Annotated in this window: 20 protein-coding genes; 14 read left to right on the top strand and 6 right to left on the bottom strand. The window is 69.1% G+C overall.

What is annotated here, in order from left to right; all coding sequences use genetic code 11:
* The first annotated feature begins 2 nt into the window (after positions 1-2).
* Together JOD67_RS35285 and JOD67_RS35280 are read left to right on the top strand one after the other, a co-directional pair.
* Entirely contained in the window at positions 3-824 is an 822-nt protein-coding gene (locus tag JOD67_RS35285) for a phytanoyl-CoA dioxygenase family protein (protein WP_205122006.1), read from the top strand.
* 164 nt (positions 825-988) lie between these two features.
* Complete coding sequence (locus JOD67_RS35280) at positions 989-6499, top strand: ATP-binding protein (protein WP_205122005.1); 5511 nt, start codon at positions 989-991, stop codon at positions 6497-6499.
* Between the two features lie 178 nt (positions 6500-6677).
* Here the strand turns inward: JOD67_RS35280 and nucS are convergent, their stop codons facing one another.
* The 4 genes from nucS to JOD67_RS35260 are packed head-to-tail and all read right to left on the bottom strand — an operon-like array spanning position 6678 to position 9578.
* Positions 6678-7352 carry an endonuclease NucS gene (gene nucS / locus JOD67_RS35275; RefSeq protein WP_205122004.1) on the bottom strand — a complete coding sequence of 225 codons (675 nt, stop codon included), beginning with the start codon at positions 7350-7352 and terminating at the stop codon, positions 6678-6680.
* Between the two features lie 9 nt (positions 7353-7361).
* On the bottom strand, positions 7362-8168 hold the full coding sequence (locus tag JOD67_RS35270) for an NUDIX domain-containing protein (RefSeq protein ID WP_205122003.1): 807 nt from the start codon (positions 8166-8168) through the stop codon (positions 7362-7364).
* 49 nt (positions 8169-8217) lie between these two features.
* The gene (locus JOD67_RS35265; protein WP_205122002.1) at positions 8218-9057 is read right to left on the bottom strand and encodes a hypothetical protein; all 840 of its coding nucleotides are present in this window, start codon (positions 9055-9057) and stop codon (positions 8218-8220) included.
* A 14-nt stretch (positions 9058-9071) separates the two neighbouring features.
* Entirely contained in the window at positions 9072-9578 is a 507-nt protein-coding gene (locus JOD67_RS35260) for a SigE family RNA polymerase sigma factor (RefSeq protein ID WP_205122001.1), read from the bottom strand.
* 129 nt (positions 9579-9707) lie between these two features.
* Here JOD67_RS35260 and JOD67_RS35255 point away from each other — a divergent pair, with 129 nt between their 5' ends.
* Both JOD67_RS35255 and JOD67_RS35250 read left to right on the top strand, forming a co-directional pair.
* The gene (locus JOD67_RS35255; protein WP_205122000.1) at positions 9708-11216 is read left to right on the top strand and encodes a peptidase M16 family protein; all 1509 of its coding nucleotides are present in this window, start codon (positions 9708-9710) and stop codon (positions 11214-11216) included.
* 32 nt (positions 11217-11248) lie between these two features.
* A complete protein-coding gene (locus JOD67_RS35250) occupies positions 11249-11950 on the top strand; it encodes a hypothetical protein (protein WP_205121999.1) in 702 nt (233 codons plus the stop codon).
* Here JOD67_RS35250 and JOD67_RS35245 read toward each other — a convergent pair.
* The gene (locus tag JOD67_RS35245; RefSeq protein ID WP_205121998.1) at positions 11947-12156 is read right to left on the bottom strand and encodes an FmdB family zinc ribbon protein; all 210 of its coding nucleotides are present in this window, start codon (positions 12154-12156) and stop codon (positions 11947-11949) included. The two genes, JOD67_RS35250 and JOD67_RS35245, sit on opposite strands and share 4 nt — an antisense overlap.
* A 101-nt stretch (positions 12157-12257) precedes the next feature.
* Between JOD67_RS35245 and JOD67_RS35240 the strand changes: the two genes are divergently transcribed.
* The 4 genes from JOD67_RS35240 to JOD67_RS35225 all read left to right on the top strand — a co-directional run bounded on the left by JOD67_RS35240 (position 12258) and on the right by JOD67_RS35225 (position 15313).
* Positions 12258-12485 carry an Rv1322 family protein gene (locus JOD67_RS35240; RefSeq protein WP_239554202.1) on the top strand — a complete coding sequence of 76 codons (228 nt, stop codon included), beginning with the start codon at positions 12258-12260 and terminating at the stop codon, positions 12483-12485.
* 13 nt (positions 12486-12498) lie between these two features.
* Entirely contained in the window at positions 12499-13299 is an 801-nt protein-coding gene (locus tag JOD67_RS35235) for an alpha/beta hydrolase (protein WP_307782664.1), read from the top strand.
* Positions 13300-13385: 86 nt separating this feature from the next.
* Positions 13386-14504, top strand: coding sequence for a Gfo/Idh/MocA family protein (locus JOD67_RS35230; RefSeq protein ID WP_205121996.1), 1119 nt, complete (start codon positions 13386-13388; stop codon positions 14502-14504).
* Between the two features lie 29 nt (positions 14505-14533).
* Entirely contained in the window at positions 14534-15313 is a 780-nt protein-coding gene (locus JOD67_RS35225; RefSeq protein WP_205121995.1) for a ThuA domain-containing protein, read from the top strand.
* Between the two features lie 535 nt (positions 15314-15848).
* On the opposite strand, the gene JOD67_RS35220 is transcribed toward JOD67_RS35225, so the two are convergent.
* Positions 15849-17081: an AI-2E family transporter gene (locus JOD67_RS35220; RefSeq protein WP_205121994.1), complete on the bottom strand. Its 1233-nt coding sequence runs from the start codon at positions 17079-17081 to the stop codon at positions 15849-15851.
* Positions 17082-17257: 176 nt separating this feature from the next.
* Here JOD67_RS35220 and JOD67_RS35215 point away from each other — a divergent pair, with 176 nt between their 5' ends.
* The 6 genes from JOD67_RS35215 to JOD67_RS35190 all read left to right on the top strand — a co-directional run bounded on the left by JOD67_RS35215 (position 17258) and on the right by JOD67_RS35190 (position 24745).
* Positions 17258-17482, top strand: coding sequence for a hypothetical protein (locus JOD67_RS35215; RefSeq protein WP_205121993.1), 225 nt, complete (start codon positions 17258-17260; stop codon positions 17480-17482).
* Positions 17483-17738: 256 nt separating this feature from the next.
* Entirely contained in the window at positions 17739-19958 is a 2220-nt protein-coding gene (locus JOD67_RS35210) for an Agd3-related carbohydrate deacetylase (RefSeq protein WP_205121992.1), read from the top strand.
* Positions 19955-21514 (top strand): GT4 family glycosyltransferase PelF, encoded by a 1560-nt coding sequence (gene pelF / locus JOD67_RS35205; RefSeq protein ID WP_205121991.1) that lies wholly within the window; start codon positions 19955-19957, stop codon positions 21512-21514. The genes JOD67_RS35210 and pelF overlap by 4 nt, the downstream gene beginning before the upstream one ends.
* A 215-nt stretch (positions 21515-21729) precedes the next feature.
* Positions 21730-23094, top strand: coding sequence for a hypothetical protein (locus tag JOD67_RS35200; protein ID WP_205121990.1), 1365 nt, complete (start codon positions 21730-21732; stop codon positions 23092-23094).
* Positions 23095-23117: 23 nt separating this feature from the next.
* Positions 23118-23849 (top strand): sugar phosphate nucleotidyltransferase, encoded by a 732-nt coding sequence (locus JOD67_RS35195; RefSeq protein WP_275577217.1) that lies wholly within the window; start codon positions 23118-23120, stop codon positions 23847-23849.
* The gene (locus tag JOD67_RS35190; RefSeq protein ID WP_205121988.1) at positions 23846-24745 is read left to right on the top strand and encodes an NAD-dependent epimerase/dehydratase family protein; all 900 of its coding nucleotides are present in this window, start codon (positions 23846-23848) and stop codon (positions 24743-24745) included. Before JOD67_RS35195 ends, JOD67_RS35190 begins: the two co-directional genes overlap by 4 nt.
* The last annotated feature ends 114 nt before the right edge of the window (positions 24746-24859 follow it).

The following is a 24859-nucleotide window of genomic DNA, read 5'->3' as shown; positions in this document are numbered from 1 at the left end:
CCATGACGACGCTCACCAAGCCGGCCCCCCTGCCGCCGAGTGAACGGCAGCGCTTCTTCGACCAGGGCTACGCGATCGCGCGCGGCCTGTTCGACCAGTCCGAGATCGACACGATCGTGGCCGAGTTCATGGCCATGCAGGCGGGCGGGTTCATCAAGGGCCATTTCGAGCCGAAGCCGCAGAACGAGAACCAGCACAACGACCCGCTGCTCGCGTTCCCCCGGGTGATGCACCCGCAGGAGATCAACGAGCTCGCGCTGCGGTACCTGCTCGACGACCGGCTCGAGACGATCCTGCGGGACCTGTTCGGCGAGGAGGTCCTGGCAGCCCAGAGCATGTTCTACTTCAAGCCGCCGGGCGCCCGCGGCCAGGCGCTGCACCAGGACAACTTCTACCTGCGCGTCGAGCCCGGCACCTGCATCGCGGCGTGGATCGCCTGCGACGAGATCGACCGGACGAACGGTGGACTCGAGGTCGTCCCCGGCACGCACGCGATGGACGTCTTCTGCCCGGAGGAGTCGGACTCGTCGGTGTCGTTCACCCGCGACTACGTCCCGCCGCCGCCCGGCCTGGAGCCGGTGCCCGTCGACCTGTCGCCGGGCGACGTGCTGTTCTTCAACGGCAGCCTCGTGCACGGCTCGGGGCCGAACGCGACCGCCGACCGGTTCCGGCGCTCGTTCATCTGCCACTACGTCGGCCGTTCGTCGGAGAAGATCTCGGTCTGGTACCCGACCCGGACCATGGACGGCGCCCGCTTCCAGGTGCCCGAGGCTGACGGCGGCGGCCCGTGCGGCGACGAGGTCGAGGCGATGGGGCCGCACTAGCTCGTTCGCGCGACAACAGCCCTGCCGGCGCATGTCCCGGCGGGGCTGTTTCGCGTGTGGCGTGGTTGGAACGCGCGTCGGACTGGGGGTTAACTCGACGAGAACGCCCTGGCCTGACAGCCTGGGGCCGCGAAGCACAGGGCGAGGGCTGGGAGGACGAGTCGGTGTTCAGGCGGATCGCGGTCGTGAACCGTGGCGAGGCGGCGATGAGGATCGTCAACGCCGTTCGTGAGCTCAACGCGGAGGGTGGCGAGCCGATCGAGACGGTCGCGCTCTACACCGACGGGGAGCGGACGGCCACGTTCGTCCGGGAGGCCGACCTCGCGTACGCCCTCGGACCCGCCTCGAACCGGCCGTACGTCGACCACGCTGTGCTCGAACGAGCCCTCCTCGAGACCAAGGCGGACGCCGCCTGGGTCGGCTGGGGCTTCGTCGCCGAGGACCCCGCCTTCGCCGAGCTGTGCGAACGGGTTGGTGTCACGTTCATCGGGCCGGCGCCCGACGCGATGCGCCAGCTCGGCGACAAGATCGCCTCCAAGCTCATGGCCGAGTCGGTCGGCGTCCCCGTCGCGCCCTGGAGCGGCGGCCCGTGCGAGTCGCTGGAGGCGGCGCTCGCGGCGGCCGACAAGATCGGCTACCCCTTGATGCTCAAGGCCGCGGCGGGCGGAGGTGGCCGGGGCATCCGCGTCATCCGCCAGGCCGAGGACCTCCAGGAGGCGTACGACCGCACCCGCGACGAGGCGGCCCGCGCGTTCGGCAGCGGCGTGGTCTACCTGGAGAAGCTGGTGAGCGGCGCTCGCCACGTCGAGGTGCAGATCATCGCCGACGGCCAGGGCACCGCCTGGGCGCTGGGCGTCCGGGACTGCTCGGTGCAGCGCCGTAACCAGAAGGTCATCGAGGAGTCGTCCTCTCCGGTCCTGAACGCCGAGCAGGTCGAGGCGCTGAAGGGCGCGGCCGAGCGGCTCGCGCTCGCGGTCGGCTACCGCGGCGCCGGAACGGTCGAGTTCCTCTACCGCCCGAGTGACAAGGTCTTCGCGTTCCTCGAGGTCAACACCCGCCTGCAGGTCGAGCACCCGATCACCGAGGTCACCACCGCCGTCGACCTGGTGAAGCTCCAGCTCCGCGTCGCCGCCGGCGCGAAGCTCGAGGGGGAGCGGCCGACCGAGAGCGGGCACGCGGTCGAGGCGAGGCTGAACGCCGAGGACCCGGACCGCGACTTCGCGCCGGCGCCGGGAAGGATCGCGCTGCTCGACCTGCCGACGGGACCCGGCGTACGGGTCGACACCGGCGTCAGCGAGGGCGACACGATCCCGGCGGAGTTCGACTCGATGATCGCGAAGATCATCGCGTACGGCCGTACCCGCGACGAGGCGCTCGCCCGCCTCCGCAGGGCCGTCGGCGCGACCACGGTGATCATCGAGGGCGGCGTCACCAACAAGAGCTTCCTGCTCGACCTGCTCGCCCAGCCCGAGGTGATCGACGGCAGCGCCGACACCGGCTGGATCGACCGCGTCCGCGGCGAGGGCCGGCTGGTCTCGCACCGGCACTCCGGCGTCGGGCTGGTAGCGGCCGCGATCGAGGGCTACAAGGACGCCGAGCAGGTCGAGCGGCTGCGGCTGCTGTCGACCGCGCACGGAGGCCGGCCGCAGGTGCAGCACGAGGTCGGCCGGGCGATCGACCTCACGCTGCGGGGCGCGGCGTACCGCGTGACCGTCGCGCAGATCGGCCCGAAGCGGTTCCGCGTCGGCGTCGGCAACGGCCATGAGGCGCAGGTGGTCTACGGCGATCTGGACCGGCTCGGCCCGTACACGAGCCGGCTGGTCGTCGGCGACCGCAGCTTCCGCCTCGTCACCGCCACCCACGGCCCGGTCCACCTGGTGGAGGTGGACGGCGTCACCCACCGGGTCAGCCGGGACGAGGGCGGCGTGCTGCGCTCGCCCGCGCCGGCGCTGGTCGTCGCGACCCCGGTCGCGCCCGGCACCGAGGTCGAGGCGGGCGCGCCCGTGCTGGTGCTGGAGAGCATGAAGATGGAGACGGTGCTGTACGCGCCGTTCCGGGCGATCGTGCGCGAGCTGCTGGTGTCGACCGGCAGCCAGGTCGAGACCAGCGCGCCGCTCGTACGCCTCGAGCCGGTCGCCGAGGGCGAGGCCGCCGAGGTCGCGCCGACCTCGGCCGGGGTCGACCTCGAGCTGCCCACCGAGAACGGGCAGCGGTCCGCCGCCGAACGTGCCGCGCGCGGCCTGGACGACCTGCGCAGCATGCTGCTCGGCTTCGACCTCGACCCGCGCGACGAGGGCAAGGTGCTGACCAGCTACCTCGCCGCGCGGGCCGACCTCGGCGCCGTGGGCGAGGCGCCGATGGTCGCGGAGATCGAGCTGCTGCAGGTGTTCGCGGACTTCGCCGAGCTGAGCCGTAACCGGCCGGTCGGCGAGGACGTCAGCACCGAGAACCAGGTGCACAGCCCGCGCGAGCACTTCCACACGTACCTGCAGAGCCTCGACCCGGACCGCGGCGGCCTGCCGGAGGAGTTCCGCGGCCGGCTCGCGCGCGTGCTCGACCACTACGGCGTCACCGATCTGGAACGCAGCGCGGAGCTGGAAGGCGCGGTGTTCCGCATCTTCCTCGCGCAGCAGCGGTCGACGCCGGACGTGCTGCTGGTGACCTCGCTGCTGCAGGCCTGGAGCACCGAGCCGCGGCCGGCCCCGCCGCTGGAGGGGCGGGTGCACGACGTTCTGGACCGGCTCGTGCTCGCGACCCAGCTGCGGTTCCCGATCGTCGGCGACCTTGCCCGGAGCGTGCGGTTCCGGTGGTACGACCAGCCCCTGGTGGACGAGGCGCGCGCCGAGGTGCTGGCGGGCGTCGCGCCCGAGCTCGAGGCACTCGCCGAGAGCCCGGACGGGCCGGAGCGGCAGCAGCGCATCGAGGCGCTCGCGGCGATCCCCGAGAAGATCGTGCGGTTCCTGGCGGCCCACATCGAGCACGGCTGGGACGAACGCGAGCCGATGCTCGAGGTCCTGATCCGGCGGCACTACCGCGAGTACGAGCTGCGCGACCTCGGCGAGTCCGCCGTCGACGGACGGCCGTTCGCGACCGCCGACTACTCGCTGGACGACCAGCCGACGCATCTGGTCAGCACGGTCGGCACGGTGGCGGAGCTCGTCGATCCCGCTGGCGGGCTGGCCCGAGCGCTGAGCGCGCAGATCGAGGCCGGGCCGGCCGGGCACGAGGCGGTGGTGGACCTCTACCTGTTCGGGCCGGACGTTCCGGAGGACGAGCAGGAGGCGTCGGACGCGATCCGCGAGCTGATCGTGGCGCTGCCGTTGGCTCGGCGCGTACGCCGGCTGACCGTGGCGATCGCGCGCGGCGGCGGCCGCGAGGTCGAGTACTTCACGTACCGGCCGGAGAACGGCTCGGTCGTCGAGGACGACCACGTGCGCGGCCTGCATCCGATGGTCGCCCAGCGGCTGAACCTGTGGCGGCTCGGCGAATTCCGGCTCACTCGCCTCGAGGCGCCCGAGGACGTGCTGCTGTACCACTGCGTCGCGCGGGAGAACGACGCCGACCGGCGGCTGGTCGCGCTCGCCCAGGTTCGCCAGTTCTCCGCCACGCGCGACGAGAAGGGGCACGTGACGTCGCTGCCGCACGTGGAGCGGGCGATCACGAACTGCGTGGAGGCGATCCGCCGGGCCCGTTCGGCGCGTGGGACCGCCGGTGCGCGGCTCGACGTCAACCACGTCTGGCTGCACGTGTGGCCGGTCGTCGACGTCCAGGTGGACGAGCTCGCCGCGCTGCAGCGCAACATCGCGCCGCTGACGGCCGGCGCCGGCGTCGAGGAGGTGCTGGCGCAGGGCCGCGTACGCGGGTCCGATGGCACGATCGCGCCGGTGGTCGCGCGCTTCTCGTACCAGTCCGGAACGGGCGTCGTCACGTCTGTCGAGCCGCCGGCGGCGGAACGGCTCAAGCCGCTCGACGACTACGGCCAGAACGTGCTGCGGTCGCGGCGTCGGAACATGGTCTACCCGTACGAGCTGACCGACCTGATCGCCGGCCGGCGCGGCTCGGTCGTCGAGTACGACCTCGACGACACCGGCACGCTGGTGCCGGTCGATCGCCCGCGCGGGTTGAACAAAGCCGGCTTGATCGTCGGTGTGGTGAGCACGCCGCGTTCGCGCTACCCCGACGGCATCACCCGGGTGCTGCTCAGCGGCGACCCGACCAAGTCGCTCGGCGCGCTCGCGGAGGCCGAGTGCACGCGGGTGATCGCGGCGCTCGACCTCGCCGAGCGGATGGGCGTGCCGGTCGAGTGGTACGCGCTGTCCGCCGGTGCGCGGATCTCGATGGACTCCGGCACCGAGAACATGGACTGGATCGCGAAGGCGCTGAAGCGGATCGTCGAGTTCACCCAGAACGGCGGCGAGATCAACGTCATCGTGGTCGGCATCAACGTCGGCGCGCAGCCGTACTGGAACGCCGAGGCGACGATGCTCATGCACACCAAGGGGATTCTGGTGATGACGCCGGACAGCGCGATGGTGCTGACCGGCAAGCAGTCGCTGGACTTCTCCGGTGGCGTGTCGGCCGAGGACAACTTCGGCATCGGCGGCTACGACCGGGTGATGGGGCCGAACGGGCAGGCGCAGTACTGGGCGCCGGATCTTCGGCGCGCGTGGGACGTGCTGATGACGCACTACGACCACACGTACGTGGTGCCGGGGGAGACGGGGCCGCGGCGGGCGGAGACCTCGGACCCGGTGGACAGAGATGTGCGCTCGTACCCGCACGAGGCGGCGGGGTCGGACTTCCGTACGGTGGGCGAGATCTTCTCCGCGTCGACGAACCCGGATCGCAAGAAGGCGTTCGACATCCGTACGGTGATGCGTGCGGTGTCCGACCAGGACCACCCGGTGCTGGAGCGCTGGGCGGGGATGGCCGACGCCGAGACCGCGGTGGTGCAGGACGCGCGGCTCGGCGGGTATCCCGTGTGCCTGTTGGGGATCGAGTCGAAGTCCGTGCCGCGGCGGGGCTTCCCGCCTTCCGACGGGCCGGACACGTACACCTCGGGGACGTTGTTCCCGCGGTCGTCGAAGAAGGTGGCGCGAGCGATCAACGCCGCCTCGGGGAACCGGCCCCTGGTGGTGCTGGCGAACCTGTCCGGCTTCGACGGATCACCGGACTCGATGCGCAACCTGCAGCTGGAGTACGGCGCGGAGATCGGTCGAGCGATCGTCAACTTCTCCGGGCCGATCGTGTTCTGTGTCGTTTCGCGCTACCACGGCGGGGCTTTCGTGGTCTTCTCGAAGGCGCTGAACCCGCGGCTGACCGTGCTCGCGGTGGAGGGCTCGTTCGCCTCGGTGATCGGCGGCGCGCCGGCGGCGGCGGTCGTCTTCGCCCGCGAGGTGGACGGGCTGACGTCGTCGGACCCGCGCGTCTCTGGCTTGGCCGCGCGGGTGGCGAAGGCGGTGGGGGCGGAACGAGCGGCGCTGGCGACCTCGCTGGCCGAGGTCCGGACCGCCGTACGCGCGGAGAAGCTGGGCGAGGTGGCGGCGAACTTCGACCGCGTCCACAGCATCCAACGCGCCGTCGCCGTCGGCTCCGTCGACGCCGTGATCAGCGCCCACGAGCTCCGGCCCCGCCTGATCGAAGCAATCGAACGCGGCCTGGAGACGTCGGACTAGGCGCGCCCCCGTTTGGGTCGGGGGCACCCTTGTCCGGACCTATGGGACTGGGGTGCCCCTCACCCAACCACCGCCGTCGCCGCTGCCTGAGTTTGGGTCGGGGGCCCCCTTGTCCGGACCTATGGGACCGGGGTGCCCCCGACCCAAACCACAGATCCCCGCGACGCGGCTGGGTGGCTCAGAACAGGCGCAGGGAGGGGTCGTCCATGCCGCGCAGGGCGTCGTAGTCGACGGTGATGCAGGTGATGCCGCGGTCGCCGGCCAACACCTTGGCTTGGGGCTTGATCTCCTGGGCCGCGAAGACGCCGCGGACCGGGGCCAGCAGCGGGTCGCGGTTCATCAGCTCGAGGTAGCGGGTCAGCTGCTCCACCCCGTCGATCTCGCCACGCCGCTTGATCTCCACGGCGATCGCGCCGCCGGAAGCGTCGCGGCAGAGGAGGTCCACCGGGCCGATCGCGGTGGGGTACTCGCGGCGTACGAGGGTCCAGCCCTCACCCAGTGTCTCCGGGTGCTCGGCCAGCAGCTCCTGCAGGTGCGCCTCGACGCCGTCCTTCTGCAGCCCGGGATCGACGCCGAGCTCGTGCGAGGAGTCGTGCAGCACGTTCGAGATCGAGATCACCAGCTGCCCGCCGTCCTTGCCGGTGACGGTCCACGTCGCCGCGCCGTCCTCGAAGGGCGCCTCGGACAGCTTGCAGGGCGGGCTCATCCAGTTCAGCGGCTTGTACGCGCGGTCGTCGTTGTGGATCGACACCGAACCGTCGGCCTTCACGAGGATCAGCCGGGTCGCGGTCGGGAGGTGGGCGGTCAACCGGCCGATGTAGTCGACCTGGCAGTCGGCGATGACGAGACGCATCGGGCCACGCTACCGGCGGTCGTACGTCGCGATCTCCACCAGGTTGCCGTCCGGGTCGCGTACGTACACCGACGTCATCTTCCCGAGCGCGCCGACCTTCGTGACCGGCCCTTCCACCACAGGGATCCGGTCCCGCTCGAGCAGCGCGAGAACGACGTCCAGCGACACCGCGGCAACGAAGCACAGGTCCATCGAGCCCGGTGTCGGGACGGCGGCCTTCGGCGAGAACTCCGTGCCGGCCTGGTGCAGGTTGAGCTTCTGGCCGCCGAAGCTGAGGTTGGTCCGCCCCATCGCGAACGTGCCGCGGTCGAGCCCGAGCCGGCCGTAGAACGCGGCCGACGCCTCGATGTCGCGCACGGTCAGTACGACGTGGTCGAGCCGGTCCATACGAACGATCGGCCGCCCGTCGAGCAGCGGCCGTACGGCAACCGTGACGTCGTGCGCGTCGAGCTCGGCGAGCGGCATCCAGACCGCCTCGTACGAGCCGTGCGCCGCCCGCTTCTCCTCGTCGCGGTCGGCGAAGTCCGGCCACTCGCCGGTGCCGAACTCGCCGCCGGTGATGTGGGCGAAGTAGTAGAGGTACCGCTGCCCACCGAACGACTCGTCGTACGCCAGCCGGTCGTAGGCGATCTCGACGCCGAGCTCCTCCATCGCCTCGCGGCGGCCCGCCTCCTCGAACGTCTCGCCGGCCTCGACGCCGCCGCCGGGGAGCACGTAGTAGGTGTGGCCGTCGCGGACTCGCTTGATCAACGCCAGCTGGTCGTCGACGACGATGAGCAGACGAACGCGTGGGGGCCGATCCGGGTCGTGGCTCACGCCCCCGGAGCGTACCCCCACGCGTCGCGAGGTCGCGTTGCCGTGCGCTCTACTTCGGGGTGTCCCCGGACTCGGGATGCATCGGATCCGTCGGCAGCTCGCCGAAGCGCTTCGCCGCCGCGTCCGCGAAGGCCTGGTCGACCTTCGGCTGCCACACCGGGCTCCTGACGAGCTTCGCGAGCTCGGCGATCGTGTGGTGCGGTGGGGCCAGTTGCTCCGTCCCCGAAGCGGTCAGGCTGACCACGACATTGTCGGCTCGGGTGAACACCGCGGTGTAGAGCTGGTCCTTCCGGCCGTCGGGATAGTCCGTCTTCTCCAGCAGCAGCCAGGAGCCGTCGTCGAAGGACTCGACGCTGCAGAACTCGTCCTGGTCCTCGGGGCTTCTCTGGTCGCAGGCGTCCTTGTCCCAGCCGCTGTCGGGCTCGGTTCGGCCGTCGAACGTGAGGCTCACGCTCACTCGCGAGTCGCCCTTGGGGGTGGTCCAGAGGAGCTGGGCGTCGATCCAGGTGGGATGCGTGATCCCGCCGTACGTGCCAGTCTTGGCGCCTTCCGGGAGCTCGTCGAGCAGCTGCTGCAAGAGTGCCTGCGAGGTGGTCTTGACCCGCGGCGCTGGCGCGGCGGGCTTCGTGGTCGGCGTGGGAGTGACGACCTGCGTCGTTCCGGCGACCTGTTGGTCGGCCGGCTTCGGCGATCCGCTCAGGGGCAGGGCGATCGCGAGACCGCCGACCAGCGCGACGACCGCTCCGGTCCCGACCAGCTGGGCGATCCGGGCGCGGCGGGAGTCGCGGCGGCCTCGTTCGATGCCTCCGGCGACCAGCGCGGCGACGTCGGGGCGCACCCCGCTCACAGTGTCGCGCATCGCGTCCGGGAGTTCTTCCTCGAGCTTCATGGTTCGTTGCCCTCTCAGCGGTCCGCGAAAACGTGGACGTCGTTTCCGAGGAGCTCCCGCAGCCGGCCGAGCGCGCGCATCGTCTGCGAACGCACCGCGCCAGGTCGTACGCCCAACATCTGCGCGGTGTCCTCGACGCTGCGGTCCTCCCAGAACCGCAGGACGAGCACCGTACGGTCCCGTACGGAAAGCTGCTCCAGCCCGCCGAGCAACGTCATCCGCAGTGCCGGATCGCTGTCAACCGCGACTTGCTCCGGCACGTCCTGTGTCGGTGCCTCCGTCGAACGGCGAAGCCGGCGGTAGGAGATGTACGTCCGCGCCAGCACCGTGTGGGCGTAGGCGACCGGGTTCTCCGCGCGCTGGATCCGCTTCCAGCCGCGGTACAGCTTGCCCAGCGTCGTCTGCACCAGGTCCTCGGCCAGGTGGTAGTCACCCGTCAGCAGGTACGCGCTCCGGAACAGCTGAGGCGTACGTGCCGACGCGAACTCCACGAAGTCCCCAGGATCGGGTTCTGCGCTCACTCGGTCGCCCTTCCGGCCTTTCGGGATGGTGGCTCCTCACTAGTCACGACGCCTCGGACCACCGATCGCGTCACAGCCAAGTTTGGCCGATCTTCGGCTCAGCCGCCCGAATCGGAGTTACCGTGCTGGATGGCGACCCTCCCGGAGGTCCATCGCACGGTCGTCGACGGCGTGCCGGTGTTCTGGGTCGACACCCCTGGCCGCCGCCTGACCGCACGCCTGCTGTTCGGGGTGGGCCTGGCCGACGAGACGCTGCTGACGACCGGGATCAGCCACGTCATCGAGCACCTGACGATGCGGCAGGTGGGCGAGCACCCGTACGCGGCGAACGCCTCGGTCGGCACGTTCGTCACCGAGTTCGAGGTCAGCAGCTCTCCGGAGGTCGTCACCGAGCACCTCGCCAAGGTCTGTCGCAGCCTGGCCGAGCTCGACCTCGAGCCGCTCGACGTGGAGCGGAGCGTGATCCGGGTCGAGGAACGGCACCGCGACCGCGGCGCGAACCCGGTCGTCGCCTGGCCGTTGAGCATGCGGTACGGCGCCCGTGGGCCGGGGCTGATCGCGAGTCCGCACATCGCGCCGAGCCGCGCCGACCCGACCGAGGTCGCCGACTGGTGCCGCCAGTGGTTCCACCGCGCGAACGCGGCGCTCGTCCTGACCGGTCCCTTGCCCGACGGCCTGCGGCTGCCGATGCCCGACGGCGAGCCCGTACGCCGCGCGCCGCCGACGCCGCTCGACTGGTCGGCGCCCGGGTGGCGGGAGATCGAGGGCGGCGTGATCGTCGCGATGTTCGGGCCACGGTCCGTGGCGCTGACGACCGGTGTGCACGTTCTCGAACGGCGCCTCACCAAGCTGCTGCGGCAGAAGCTCGGTGTCGTCTACGAGCTCAGCACGGCGACCACCGCGATCCCGGAGAACCAGCTCGCGATCGGCCTCGGGAGCGACGTCGAGAACGGCGAGGTCGACCGGATGTCCGCGGCCGTGCTGTACGCGCTCGACGCGCTGTGCGCCGACGGACCGAACGCGGAGGAGCTGGCGTTCGTCCGCGCGGGCTTCGCCGAGGACGTCGGGTCGGACGACTTCGTGCTGTACGCGGCGTACGACGAGGCGGCGGCCTGGCTCCGCGGCGAGGTCAGCGGCTCGGCGGAGCATGTGTCGCTGCTCGCGGGCGACGTCGAGGCGGCCGAGGTAGCCGCGGCCATGACCGCCGCCCGGTCCACGTTGATCCTCGGCCTCGCCGAGGGGCACCGGGCGAGGTCGCTGCCGGAGCTGCCGCACAGCCCGGTGCCCGAGGTTCGCGGCACGGCGTTCCGGCGCCGCGCGTTCGCGTTCCCGGCCCGTGGGTCCCGCCTGGTGCTCGGCGCGGAGGGCGTCACGTTCGTTGCCGGCAAGGCGGGCGGGCCGACCGTTACGATCCGGTTCGCGGACGTGGTCGGGGTGAGTACGGAGCCCGGTCCGGAGGGCGACGGCGACGAACTGCTCGGGCTTCGGTCGGGTGCCGGCGACTCGATCCCGATCCGCGCGCGGGACTGGCGCGGCGGGCAGGCGGTGGTCGACGCGGTCCGTGCTCACGTACCCGCGTCGTTGTTCTTTCCGGCTCCCGAAGCATTGCGGTTCTTCGACGCCGAGGACCAGGAGTAGGTTGTGTCGCCGTCAGAGCTGGGGAGGCGATGATGACATCCATTCCGGCAGATGCCGGCCAACCGATCATCCGGGCAGCCGGGCCGCCGCAGGAGGACGAGACGCCCGATCAGCTCGATCGCGAGGAGCCGACGCCTGTGAGTGCCGCGCCGGTGCAGACGGTCGAGGCGGTAGTGCCGGTCCCGGTCGAGCCGGGGGAGCCGCCGGCTCCCGTCGCGGCGGCCAAGCCCGGCAAGCGGGTCGGGGCTTTCGGCGCGTTCTTCCTCATCCTGTGGCTGGTCATGGCCGCGCTCGCGGTGTTCGTCGGGATCCTGTGGGCGTACCCGCTGGCCGAACAGGCGCTGTCCGCCGGCTCGGTCGAGCCCGCGCCGGGCATCCTGCCGGGCGTTCGCCTGACCGCGACCACGGCGACGATCGTGGTGACCGGACTGGCCGGGGTGGCGGGCAGCGTGATCCGGATCATCCAGAAGTTCGCGGCCTGGATGGGCCGTGGCGGGGTCGAGCGCAGCTGGGTGCCCTGGTACTTCGTGACGCCGTTCGCCGCCGGCCTGCTCGGGTCGTTCTTCGGGCTCGCGGTGACCGCCGGCCTGATCGCGCTGGACCAGCAGTCGTCCGCACAGCCGCGGATCGCCGTGCTCGTCGTGATGGGCGCGCTGGCGGGGCTGTTCTCGGAGAACGTGATCCAGTTCCTGTCCGGGCTGGTCCCCTCCCGGGGCGCGCCGGACGAGCGCTAGCTGCCGCAGCCGCAGGAGCCGCCGCAACAGCCGCCTCCGCCGCCACCACCGGCGGGGGCGCGGCCGCCCAGGGCGACGGTGGAGAGCAGCTTCACCGTGTCGTCGTGACCGGCCGGGCAGGTCGCGGGCGCGCTCGCCTCGCTCATCGGGCGGGTGGCCTCGAACGTGTCGCCACAAGCGCGGCACCGGTAGTCGTAGCGCGGCATGGCTCCACCCTAGAGGGAGAATGGAGCACGTGCCCCGTCGTCGTCCGCGTTCGTCCCCTCGCGCTCCCGAGCCCAGGCCGCTGTTCGGGGGACATCAGCGCGTGGAGGAGTGGGCCGACGGCGACTGGAACGTGCGCAACGTCACCGGGAGCGCGGCCACCAAGGCGTACCGCTGTCCCGGGTGCAACCAGCTGATCCCGCCCGCCACGCCGCACCTGGTCACGTGGCCGGCCAACCCGCCGTCGTACGGCGCCCCCGAGGGCCTCGACGCCCGCCGCCACTGGCACACCGCCTGCTGGCGCGCCCGCGGGCACAGGCGGCCGAAGTAGGAGAATCAGCCCCGTGAGCACCCCCATCAAAGCCAACAGCGTGCTGCCCGCCACCCGGACGCCGCTGACGTTGGAGACCGCCGACGGCCTGAAGCTGGTCGCCGAGCTGTCCGTACCCGTCGACCGTGACCCGGTCGCCACGCTGGTCTGCGTCCACCCGCTGCCCACCCACGGCGGCATGATGGACAGCCACGTCTTCCGCAAGGCCGCCTACCGCCTCCCCGCGCTCGCCGGCATCGCGGTGCTCCGGTTCAACACCCGCGGCACCGAGAGCGTGCAGGGCAAGAGCGAGGGCGCGTTCGACAACGCGAAGGGCGAACGGCACGACGTCGCGGCGGCGATCGAGTACGCGGAGTTCCACGACCTGCCGAGAATCTGGTTGCTGGGTTGGTCGTTCGGCACCGACCTCGTGCTCAAGTACGGCTGCGACCCCGCCGTCCAGGGCGCGATCCTGATGTCGCCGAGCCTGCGCTTCTCCCAGCCTGCGGACCTGGCCGTCTGGGCGGAGTCCGGCAAGCCGGTGGTGGCGCTCGTCCCCGAGTTCGACGACTACCTGAAGCCGCCGGAGGCGATCGAGCGATTCAAAGCGATCCCGCAGGCCGAGGTGCTCCCGATCGACGGTGGAAAGCACCTCTGGGTGGGCAACGCCGAGCGCGCCCTGGACGAGGTCGTGGCCCGGCTCACCCCCGATGTGGGACCGCTGCCACGTACGTGGGCGGGTCCGATGGAGTACGCCGACGCCAGCGCGTACGCTGACAGAACAGTCGCCGCATTCGCCGATGTTCCGATGCCACAGGCGGACGAATCTGCCTGAGTAGCCCTCATGGTCGCGGGTTGGCCGGAGCCGGTCATGATCCGCTCGCGCGCGGCCGCGGGAACATCTCCATAGACTGGATGCTGATGACATCAGATGACTTGGCGGCTGCCTCCGATGCTGCCGTCCAAACGCCCCTCCGCGTCGGTGTAATCGGTCTCGGCTTCGCCGGCCAGGCCGCGCTCCGCGGATATCTCGCCCTCCCGGGAGTCGAGGTCGTCGGCATCGCCGGCCTCGAGACCGACCGGCTCAAGCAGCTGGGCGAGGAACACAACATCCCGCACCTGTTCGAGAGGTACGAGGATCTGCTCGCCCTGGACGAGCTGGACGCCGTCAGCGTCGCGACCCCCACCAAGCTGCACGCGCCGATCTCGATCGCCGCGCTGGAGAGCGGCCGGCACGTGCTGTGCGAGAAGCCGCTCGCCCGGTCCGGCGCGGAGGCCGAGGAGATCGTCAACGCGGCGGTGAAGGCCGGCCGCGTTCTCAAGGTGATCTTCAACCACCGCGAGCGTGGCGACGTCGCCGTACTCAAGCAGCAGATCGACGCCGGTCAGCTCGGGCGGGTCTACTACGCCAAGGCGCGCTGGCTGCGCCGCAACGGCATCCCGGGCCTTGGCAGCTGGTTCACCAACCGTGAGCTCGCGGGCGGCGGGCCGCTGATCGACCTCGGCGTGCACATCCTCGACATGGCGCTCTACCTGCTGGGCGAGCCGAAGGTCCTGACCGTGACCGCGTCGACGTTCGCCGAGCTCGGCCCGCGTGGCCTCGGCGGGTCGACGTCGAGCAAGCTCCAGGTCGGTTCGGCGTACGAGGTCGAGGATCTCGCGACCGCGTTCATCCGCCTCGAGGGCGGCGGCACGCTGCTCGTCGAGACGAGCTGGGCCTCGTTCCGCAAGCCCGGCGACGACTTCGGCGTCACGCTGTACGGCACCGACGGCGGCGCCGAGATCGCGGTCGAGAACTACGCGCCGGAGGACACGCTGCGGATCTACACCGACGTCGCCGGCGTGCCGGCCGAGGTGCGGCCCGCGACCCAGCGCGGCGGCGGCCACAGCGCCGTGGTGAGCGAGTTCGTCGACATCATCCGCGCGGGGGACTGGTCCTCGCACGTCGGTCGCGACGCGCTCACGCGCGCCCGCATCATCGACGCGTGCTACGCGTCGGCGCTCGAGGGTCGCGAGGTCGCGATCACCGACGCACCGTGACTTTGCCTCTATTTCATTGGGAGAAAAGCATGAGCCCGATTCGGGTGACAGTGTGGAACGAGGGCGTCCACGAGACCAGGGACGCCTCGGTGCAGAAGCTCTACCCCGAGGGCATCCACGGCGCGGTCGCGGCCGGGATCAAGGAGAACCTCGGCGACGACGTCGAGGTGCGTACGGCGACGCTCGCCGACCCCGAGCACGGGCTGACGCAGGAGGTCATCGACTCGACGGACGTCCTGACCTGGTGGGGACACGCCGCCCACGGCGAGGTCTCGGACGAGGTCGTCGAGCGCGTGCACAAGGCCGTCCTCGGCGGCATGGGCCTGATCGTCATGCACTCCGCGCACTTCTCGAAGATCTTCATCAAGCTGATGGGGACGACGTGCACGCTGGACTGGCGTTCGGAGCACGACCGGGAGCTGATCTGGACGGTCGCGCCGGGACACCCGATCGCGCAGGGCATCCCGCATCCGTTGATCATCCCCGAGGACGAGATGTACGGGGAGCTGTTCGACGTGCCGCAGCCGGACGAGCTGATCTTCATCAGTTCTTTCAGCGGTGGTGAGGTTTTCCGCTCGGGCGCGACGTGGCGTCGCGGTCGCGGCCGGGTGTTCTACTTCCGCCCTGGCGACCAGGAGTACCCCACGTACCACCAGAAGGAGATCCGACAGGTGCTGGCCAACGGCGTCCGCTGGGCTGCCCCGACCGACGCGGAGCGCGTGCTCCCGACCGTGTCGCGGCGCCCGACGGGCTGGTACGAGACGGGCGAGCAGCTCAGCTCGACCGACCCGCGGCTCGCTCAGTCCTGACCGCTCCGTTGTCGAGGACGCCCCGCAGCACCAGCGGGGCGTCCGGCTTTGGATGAAGGGCACCTTCATACGAACCTATTGAATGAAGGTGCCCTTCATTCAAACGCTCGAGCGCCCCGTCCCGTGATCATGAACGTGATCATGAAGGCTGAGCGGCGTATAGGACGGCTCCAGCTTCATGATCACGTACATGATCACGGCGGGCGCGGAGAGCTGGCGGCGCGAGGGGGTGGGGGCGTCGACCAGGGGCGGCGTCGTTCTCGTCCCCGCCGCCCTTTGGCCGGAGCCGTACGGGTCAAGGGGTCGCTTGCGATCGCGAAGCGACGCCATCCCGCGCGAAGCGCCGCCTATGGCGCCCTTGACGCGTGCGGCTCCGGCTAAAACCCTGGCGGACGAGAAGGACGCATCACGAGCTCGTCGCGCCGAGAATCCCCGGCTGGAGCAGCCCTCGGGCCGCGACATTGGATGAAGGGCACCTTCATTCGAACCTATTGGATGAAGGTGCCCTTCATCCAAACCCCGGCAGCGACCAGCGTCAGATGCGTTGCTGGCGCGGGATGATGACCTCGCGGATGATCAGCAGCAGGGCGGCGGCGGTGGGGACGGCCAGGAGGGCGCCGGTGATGCCGAGCATCGAGCCGCCCAGCATGGCCGCCACGATCGTGATCGTCCCGGGCACGCTCACCGAGCGCTGCATGATGCGTGGGTAGATGAAGTAGTTCTCCACCTGCTGGTAGATCAGGTAGAAGATCACGCAGGCGATGCCGATCTTCAGGTCCGACACGAAGCCGATCGCGGTGACGATGGCCGCGCCGAGCAGGCCGCCGATCATCGGCACCATGCCCAGTACGCCCACCACGATCGACAGCGCGACGGAGTACTCGCCCAGTCCGGCGATCGTCGTGAACAGGAACGAGGAACCCGCGGCGAGTCCCGCGACGAGCAGCTGCCCGCCGACGTACGCGCCGATCCGCTCGACGATCTCGTCGCCGAGCTTGGTGACCCGCTCGCGCCGCGACTGCGGGACCAGCGTGTAGACCGCACTCTTCGTCCGCGGCAGTGACGCCAGGAAGTACAGCGTCAGAACGAGCAGCGTGAACGCGCTGAACAACGTGCTCAGCACGACCCGGCCGACGCCGACGATGCCGCCGAACACCTGGGTCCACAGCTCGCCGTTGGTGATGTACTCCTGGACCTTCTCGATGATCTTGTACTGCTCGTCGAGCTCGCGGATCCGTTCGTTCCGCTGCAACTCGTCCAGCCAGGTCGGCGCCTGCGTGATCAGGCCGTTGATCTGGTCGGTGAGCAGCGGCACGATCGCGACCGCCACGAGCCCGAAGACCGCGATCACCAGAACGAACACGATCAGCACTGCCAACCCACGCTTGACACGGCGCCGGATCAGCCACTCGACGAGCGGGTTGAGGCCGATCGCGAGGTAGATCGCGACGATGACGAGCACGACGACGCTGCGGGCGTTGACGAGCATGTTCGCGAGGCCCCAGGCGACGAAGACGCCGAACGCGCCGAAGAAGCCCAGATAGAACGGCGACGTACGGGAGATCCGCGCGCCGGGCCGTCCGAACGGCAGCCCGCCGCCCTGACCGCCGCCCTGGCCGCCGCCTTCGTCCGACCCAGAGCCAGAACCAGAGCCAGAACCGGAGCCGGACCCCTTCTCCGGAGCCGGAGCCGGAGCGGCGGTCTGCGCAGCATCCGCCGCCGGAGCCTTCTCGGCCGACGTCTCGTGCCGTTCGTCGCTGCCTGTCATCGACCCTGCTCGCTCCGATCCCGTGTCTCGCCCCCTGCCAAGACAGCAGATCCTTCCAGAGCGTCCGATGGGCGCCCACACGGCCCGTTCAGCCGAATCCGACCCGGTACGGAGCGGCGCGCGGCTACGCTCGTTCTCTCCGCGCAGAAGGGTCGGGGAGGGGGAGGGGTCCGCTCATGGCGGAAGTTCAACGCATCTGGCGCATACCCGCGCGCTGGGGCGGTCCGGTGGAAGTCAGCCTGGTCAAGGCCGACGCCGGCGACATGGTGATCATCACGCAGGACGGGACGGAACGGCCGTACGCGCTCGAAGACGCGCGAGGTATCGCCCAGGCCATGCTCGAGGCGTGCGAGATCGCCGTCGCGCTGGCCGCCCAAACCCGCCCAAGCCCGGCCGGCTAACTTCCGGCCCGGCACAAAATAGATAGTTCGTACACTTCGTACCTCTTGTGACGCTGGGGACATTGTCCGGTTCGTGCCACGGCGATGCTTGTTCGCTCTTTGTGACGACGATGTTTCCCATCGATTGATCAAAAGCGACTCCGGCTCTCAGTGGCGACTGTTAACGTCGGGCTGCGACTACCTGGTAGCCGCAGAGCTACATTGGTACGGGGCCACATTTCTTCATTACGGATCGCGCCTGTGGGGGGCCAATCTCATGAACCACCCTGCCCAACTTCGTCGTGTACTGCTGCGCCTCGCGCTGACCGTGACCATCGTCACGGCAGGCGTCGGGGCCACGGCGGTGGCCGGCCAGACCGCTGGCCCTGGCCCAACCCAACAAGTCACCGGCAACCCGCTCGCGCGGGATCGCGTGGGTGACCACGATCACCAACTTCCGGCAAAGTCTGCCGTCAAGCCGCAGAAGGCCAAGCCGGCCAAGCCGATGGCCAAGCCGAAGAACAAGGCCGCGGTGCCCGTCCAGCGCAACATCAAGATTCGTTCGCTGACGCCGAAGGCCGCGACGCTCGCCGCGACGGACAAGGTCGCCTTGCGCGCCCTGGTCGTCGCCTTCGACGCGAACGACATCCACCTTCCGACCTGGAAGACGACGCTGGACCGCGTCGGCGCCGGGTACGACGTCCTGTACGCGAAGAGCACGCCGCTCACCGCGGACAAGCTCGTCGGCGCGGACGGCACCGGCAAGTACAACGCGATCCTGCTGACCGACGCGATGCTGTTCGACGCTTCGGCAGGGACCAGCGCGTTCGACGGCACCGAGTGGAACGTGCTCTGGGCGTACGAGCGTGACTACAAGGTCCGCCAGGCGACGGTCTACTCGAGCTACGGCACCTACCCCGAGGACTACTGCCTGCGGCAGGGCACCGAGGTCGGCGTCGGCGACACCCCCCTCCAGGCCACGCTCACCGCGACCGGCCAGGCCGCCTTCAGCGACCTGAAGAACGGCGTGAAGATCCCGATCCTGCAGTCGTACGTCTACCGCAACACCCTGCAGGCTGGTTGCAACGCCAAGTCGATCATCCAGACCGGCAGCAGCATCCTCGGCGTCACGTCCACCTCGACCGACGGCCGCGAGCGCATGGCGTTCTCGTTCTCCAACAACCAGTACCTGCTGCAGACGAACCTGCTCGTGTACGGCATGTTCCGGTGGGCGACTCGCGGTATGTACTTCGGCGAGTACAAGCACTACCTGATGACCGACGTCGACGACTGGTTCAACAGCTCCGACGAGCTGCTGCCGAACGGCACGTACAAGCCCGAGCCCGGTTTCCAGATGACCGCGCACGACGCGTACAACGCCAACGAGGTGCAGAAGAAGCTGCGGCAGAAGTACCCGCTCGGTTCGGCGTTCACGATGGACCTGGCGTACAACGCCGGCGACGCGGCAACGAGCTCCAACACGACGTGCTACCCGAACGGGACCGTCGCGCAGCTGACCTCGACGTCGCGCTGCCTGCGGAACAACTTCCGCTGGGTCAACCACACGTTGACGCACCCGAAGCTGAACGCCTCGGACTACGCCAGCACCCTCGCTGAGATCAACAACAACCTCACCCGCGGTGCTCAGCTCGGTCTGCCGACCGACAAGCAGATCCTCAAGACCGGCGAGTACTCCGGACTCGGAGTGTTCCACCCGGACCCCAACAACGACATCGACCCGCCGACCGACTACGGCCTGATGGCGTCGAACCCGAACCTCATCGCGGCTGCCAAGGCCGCGGGCGTGAAGTACTTCCACGGCAACATGTCCTTCGTCAGCCACCAGCCGTCCTGCTTCAACTGCGGCGTGCGGCACCCGATGGACCCGAGCCTGATGATCGTGCCGGACTGGCCCACGAACATCGCGTACTTCAGCACCACGCCTGAGGAAGAGACGTACTTCTACAACATGTACTACGGGCCGAACGGCAAGTTCCCGTTCTTCCCGGTGAACCAGACGTACACCCAGCTGATGAACTTCGAGACCGACGTCGCGATGCAGCACGTCGCGACCGGCTCGATGTACACGCACACGTTCCACATCGGCAACCTGCGCGACTACAGCTACAAGTGCATCAACATCCTCGGGCTGAAGTTCTGCAGCACGCAGAACAAGACGCTGCTCGGCGACTGGGCCGACCAGGTGATGGCGAAGTACACCTCGTACTACAAGGTGCCGCTGCTGTCGCCGGGCTGGACCAAGCTGGCTGACAACGTGTCGAAGCGCAACGTGCACTTCGAGACGCTGGCCGCGGGTGCGCGTGCGGTGTACGACCGGACCACGAACAAGGTCACGGTGACGTCCCCGCAGGCTGGATCGGTCACGATGACCGGAGCGACGACGGCCGGGTTCACGACCTACGGTGCGGAGAAGTCCGCGCCGATCACCCTGGCCGCCAACACCCCGGTGACGTTCACTCCCAGCATCCTGCCGTGAGAGTCGCGCTGGTCTCGGAAGGGACCTACCCGTTTGCGATGGGCGGAGTCAGCGTTTGGTGTGACCAGCTCATCCGAGGCCTCGACGACTACGAGTGGGAGATGGTCGCTCTCACGGTGGACGGCGAGGAGGAGCAGGTGTGGGAGTCTCCGGACAACTTGGTTCGGGTTCGCTCCATCGAGCTCTGGGGCCCGACCCCGACCGGCGGTCGCCGGTCGAGGTCACCCGGACCAGCGTTTGCCCATGCGTACGAGGAGTTCCTCGCCACGCTGATCAGTCCGCTGCGGCAGTCGGTCGAGGACCAGTCGGTCGTCCGCCGCCGTTTCCTCCACGCGCTGCGTGGTCTGTACGACTACGCGGCGGGTGGGGGCAACCTGTCCCACGCGCTGACCTCGAACGACGCCTTGACCGTGATGATGGACGCCTGGAGCGAGGTGCAGACCACGCACCTCTCCCTCGCGGACGCACTCGAGGCGGCCTGGCTGATCGAGCACATGCTGCGCCCGCTCGCCGCCAAGCCGGTCGAGGCCGACATCGTGCACGCGTCGATGAACGGCCTGTCGATGTTGGTCGCGATGGCGTCGAAGTGGCGGTACGGCACGCCGGTGGTGATGTCGGAGCACGGCATCTACCTCCGCGAGCGGTACCTCTCCTACGTCAACGACAACGCCCCGCACGGGGTGAAGGTCCTCATCCTCAGTTTCTTCCGCATGCTGGCCGGCGCCGGCTACCTCGTCGCGGACGCACTCGCGCCGCACTCGAGCTACAACCGGCGCTGGCAGCTGCAGAACGGCGCGGATCCTGAGCGCATGTGGACGATGTACAACGGAGTTCCGCCGGACGAGTTCCCCAAGGCGGACTCCGAGCCTGACGAGCCGACGATCGTGTTCATGGGTCGCATCGACCCGTTGAAGGATCTGCACACGCTGATCCGCGCGTTCGCGCTCGTGCACAAGGAGATTCCCGAGGCGAAGCTGCGGATGTTCGGCTCCACCCCGCACGGCAACGAGGTCTACCACGAGAGCTGCGTGGATCTGATCGAGGAGCTCGACCTCACCGGAATCGCCGTGCTGGAAGGAAGAGTGTCCACGCCCGTACACGCCTACCACGCGGGAAGCATCGTCGCCTTGACGAGCATCTCGGAGGGATTCCCTTACACCGTGGTGGAAGCGATGGCCTGCGGACGTTCGGTCGTGGCAACCAATGTCGGCGGCGTCGCTGAGGCCGTCGCCGACACGGGTTTCGTCGTCGCCCCCCGTGACTTCAAGGCGGTCGCGGACGCCTGCGTCAAGCTGCTCGCGGACGACGCGATGCGCAACGAGCTCGCGACCAAGGCGCACGAGCGTGTGATGGCTCGGTTCACCCTGATCCAGTCGCTGAACGCCTACCGCGCGGTCTACGAGCACGTCACCGAGGAGGAAGAGCCGGCCTCCACCGAGTCCGTGAAGATCGGAGCGCAGCGGACCGAGCCCGAGACCGACACCGATCCGGACTCCGAAGCCAGCGAGTCGCTCGTTCGGACAGCCGCCATGATGCCCGCGGGAGAGCATCCGTGACCGATGACCACCAGGGTGCCGAAGACGCCAAGGTACGGGTGGCGCAGGAGGTCGAAGCCCGTTCCCAGGCGGTACGTACGGCCATCGAGCGAGTCCGTCAAGCCGAGCTTGACGCTGCCGCCGTCGCGGAGGCGCACGTCGGCGCCCAGCGCGCCATGACCACGATGGTCGACGACGCCGCCGCGATGGCGACGCACAGTGTGAGCGGCGACCCGGTGGACCACCTCGCCGAGAAGATGCGCTCCACGGTGCTCCACGCCGTCGACGGGCTGCACGTCGCCGCGACCCTCGAGTCCGAGGGCATCACCGACCAGATCGCCCGCGACCAGTACGGCTACCCGGACGTCTTCGCGCTCGCCGACGAGGTGCGGTACCGGGTCGGCTCGACCCAGCCGATCGTCGCGACCAAGGTGCGGACGCCGATCGAGTGGCGCGCCGCGATCCGCGACATCGGACACGGCCTGCTCTACCTGATGCCGGCCGCGGTCTTCCCGGCCGCGATGGCGTTCGTCGGCCCGCGCTCCCTTTCCCTCGGACTGATCCTCGCCGGCGCGATCGGCTGGGTCTGGGCCGGCGGTGCGACGTGGATGGCGTACCGGCTGCTTGGCCGCGGCTTCCCCGGCGCGGCGGCGAAGCTGCTGGCGATCTCGTCGTTCCTCGCCATCCCGATCGGCGTCGGCGCGAGCGTGATCGTGGTCGTGACGACCGGCGCCGGCTACCAGCTGGTGCTGCTCGCCGCGGGCCAGATGATGTACCAGATGGCGTCGGGGTTGTTGATGTTCTACCGGCGCGAGGACCTGCTGCTGCTCGCGATGACGCCGGCGGCGATCGTCGGCGTGTGCTATCTCATCGTCGGCCGGCCGATGCTGTACATCGCGATCATCGAAGTCGTGATATCGGTCGTGGCCGCATTCGTGGTCGCGCTTTGCCAAACCTTGAAAAAGAAGGAGGGCAAAGAGCCAAACATTCGCGCGGGCCTACGTGGAGAATTCGTCCAGCTCCCTGCGGTGCTGTCCTATGCCGCTTTGATGGCGGTTTTCTTCCTGCACTCGCAGGCTCCTTACATGCTGACGAATCTCGAGATCCTGCTCGGGTTCGTGCCGCTGATCACGGCCATGGGGGTGGTCGAATGGCGGGCCAAGGAGTTCGGAACGGAAGCCCGAGCATTACTTGCAAAGGTGCGATACCCGAGAGAGTTCGTCGGTAAGATCTGGGTTCTACTCGCCCGCAACGTGGGTGTGTGTTTGGGGGTGGCGGCCTTGCTGGCAGTGATTCTGCTGTTCGCGCTCCGGGCCGCCGACATGTTGACTCCCGCCGCCGTGGTCATGACGGCGTCTGGGGTCGTGCTGGCCGGCACGTTCTTTCTTGGGTTTCGTCTTGCCGAGATGGCGAGATACGGGTGGTTGTGTGGATCGCTCGCCGCGTGTGCGGGTCTTCACATCGCCTTCACCTTGTTGTCACCGGGGAGGCCATCTCCGTTGGCCGATACAACCGTTTTCCTAGGGAGCTCGTTGCTGTTGTTCGTGCTCTTTCTAGCCGCGATGAGCCAGCGACTGGGGCAGGCTAGATATCACAAGTAGTTCAACTAGAGGGTGGGGATGAAATGCACGCAGTGATACTTGCGGGCGGCAGGGGAGTGCGGCTGATGCCGTACACGACAGCGCTGCCGAAGCCGCTCGTGCCGATCGGTAACAGCCACGCGATCCTCGAGATCGTGCTTCAGCAGCTGTCGACCTACGGCTTTACGTCGGCGACGATTGCGATCAACCATCTGGGACACCTGATTCGGGCGTTCGTCGGTGATGGATCGCGGTGGGGGATGGAGATCGACTACGCGGAGGAAGACAAGCCGCTGTCGACCGTTGGACCGCTGTTCAACCTCAGGGACCGACTGCCCGAGCACTTCATCGTGATGAACGGCGACGTGCTGACGAACCTCGACTACAGCGATCTTCTGCACACGCACGCGCTCTCCGGCGCGCCGCTCACGGTGGCCACCGCGGGGCGTGCGGCGAAGATCGATTTTGGTGTGTTGGACATCCTCGACGGTCACGTCGTGGGGTTCACCGAGAAGCCTTCGCTCCCGTACCGGGTCAGCATGGGCGTCTACGGCATGTCCCGTAAGACGATCGACCCGTACCCGGAGGGCATGTCGCTGGGCTTCGACCAGCTCGTGCTCGACCTGCTCGACCAGCAGCGCAACCCGCTCTCGTACGAGTTCGACGGCTACTGGCTCGACATCGGCCGTCCCGAGGACTACGACGAGGCCAACGCGCAGTTCGAGAGCCTGCGTCCGATGTTGCTACCAGAGCGGATCACGGAACGCGCGGTATGACCAGGGTTGTGCTGTTCGGTGCGTCGGGGTTCATCGGGCGGTACGTGGCTACTGCGCTCGAGGCCGACCCGACCGTGACCTCGGTCCGGCCGGTCGGCCGCGCCACCTGTGACCTCCAGGCCGTCGATGTCGACGGCCTGGAGGCCGTGCTGCGCTCGCATCAGCCGGACGCGATCGTCAACTGCACAGGGCTGTTGGACGGTTCGAGCTCGGAGCTGCTGCAGTCCAACACGATGGTGGTCGCGAAGCTGATCGACGCGTGCGCCCGGATTCGACCCGGCATCCGGCTGGTCCGCCTCGGCTCGGCCGGCGAGTACGGACCCGTCCCGGAGGGCGAGTCGGTCACCGAGAACAGCGCGGTCAACCCGGTCAGCGACTACGGCCTCAGTCACTGGGCGGCGACGCGTCAACTCAGCCTTGCCACCCAGGACGGTCGGGTGAGTGGCGCGACGCTGCGGGTGTTCAACCCGATCGGCGGTGGCGTGTCGAGCGCGAACGTTCTCGGCAGGGCGGCCGCGAAGCTCAAAGATGCAGTCGAGCAAGGCGAATCGGTCCTCACGCTCGGTCCGCTGACGGCGTACCGCGACTTCGTCGACGTTCGTGACGTCGCTCGTGGTGTGGCGACCGCCACGGTCGCTTCGTCCTTGCCGTACTCGGTGTTCAACATCGCGAGCGGTCGTGCGGTCACCGTACGCACGGCTGTCGAGCGGCTCGCCGAGGTCGCCGGGTTCAAGGGTGAGATCGAGGAAGTAGGAACGGGTTCGGCCCGTTCGGCCAGCGTCAGCTGGATCCGGGCGGACATCAGCCGCGCCGCTACCGTGTTCGGATGGCAGCCACAGCACGATCTCGACGACACCGTCACATCGATCTGGTCCGCCTTGGCGGAAGCAAGCTGAGTCGGGAGAAACACGCAGTGTCGAAACGCCTGGTGGGGTTGTATTTCCTGCTGCTGTTGGGACTTGTCGCTACGGGTTGTTCCAGGGGAGGGGACGACAACCCAGACGCGGCAG

This window comes from Tenggerimyces flavus (assembly GCF_016907715.1).
GTDB lineage: Bacteria > Actinomycetota > Actinomycetes > Propionibacteriales > Actinopolymorphaceae > Tenggerimyces > Tenggerimyces flavus.
Note: the sequence above shows the minus strand (reverse complement) of the source record. Positions and strands in the feature narration are given on the sequence as shown.

What these genes read in the sequence shown, in the direction of transcription:
- JOD67_RS35285 (WP_205122006.1), top strand. Translation starts at nt 3, where the DNA reads ATGACGACGCTCACCAAGCCGGCCCCCCTGCCGCCGAGTGAACGGCAG.
- nucS (WP_205122004.1), bottom strand. Translation starts at nt 7,352, where the DNA reads ATGCGTCTCGTCATCGCCGACTGCCAGGTCGACTACATCGGCCGGTTG.
- JOD67_RS35265 (WP_205122002.1), bottom strand. Translation starts at nt 9,057, where the DNA reads ATGAAGCTCGAGGAAGAACTCCCGGACGCGATGCGCGACACTGTGAGC.
- JOD67_RS35255 (WP_205122000.1), top strand. Translation starts at nt 9,708, where the DNA reads ATGGCGACCCTCCCGGAGGTCCATCGCACGGTCGTCGACGGCGTGCCG.
- JOD67_RS35250 (WP_205121999.1), top strand. Translation starts at nt 11,249, where the DNA reads ATGACATCCATTCCGGCAGATGCCGGCCAACCGATCATCCGGGCAGCC.
- JOD67_RS35245 (WP_205121998.1), bottom strand. Translation starts at nt 12,156, where the DNA reads ATGCCGCGCTACGACTACCGGTGCCGCGCTTGTGGCGACACGTTCGAG.
- JOD67_RS35230 (WP_205121996.1), top strand. Translation starts at nt 13,386, where the DNA reads ATGACATCAGATGACTTGGCGGCTGCCTCCGATGCTGCCGTCCAAACG.
- JOD67_RS35225 (WP_205121995.1), top strand. Translation starts at nt 14,534, where the DNA reads ATGAGCCCGATTCGGGTGACAGTGTGGAACGAGGGCGTCCACGAGACC.
- JOD67_RS35220 (WP_205121994.1), bottom strand. Translation starts at nt 17,081, where the DNA reads ATGACAGGCAGCGACGAACGGCACGAGACGTCGGCCGAGAAGGCTCCG.
- JOD67_RS35215 (WP_205121993.1), top strand. Translation starts at nt 17,258, where the DNA reads ATGGCGGAAGTTCAACGCATCTGGCGCATACCCGCGCGCTGGGGCGGT.
- JOD67_RS35210 (WP_205121992.1), top strand. Translation starts at nt 17,739, where the DNA reads ATGAACCACCCTGCCCAACTTCGTCGTGTACTGCTGCGCCTCGCGCTG.
- JOD67_RS35195 (WP_275577217.1), top strand. Translation starts at nt 23,118, where the DNA reads ATGCACGCAGTGATACTTGCGGGCGGCAGGGGAGTGCGGCTGATGCCG.
- JOD67_RS35190 (WP_205121988.1), top strand. Translation starts at nt 23,846, where the DNA reads ATGACCAGGGTTGTGCTGTTCGGTGCGTCGGGGTTCATCGGGCGGTAC.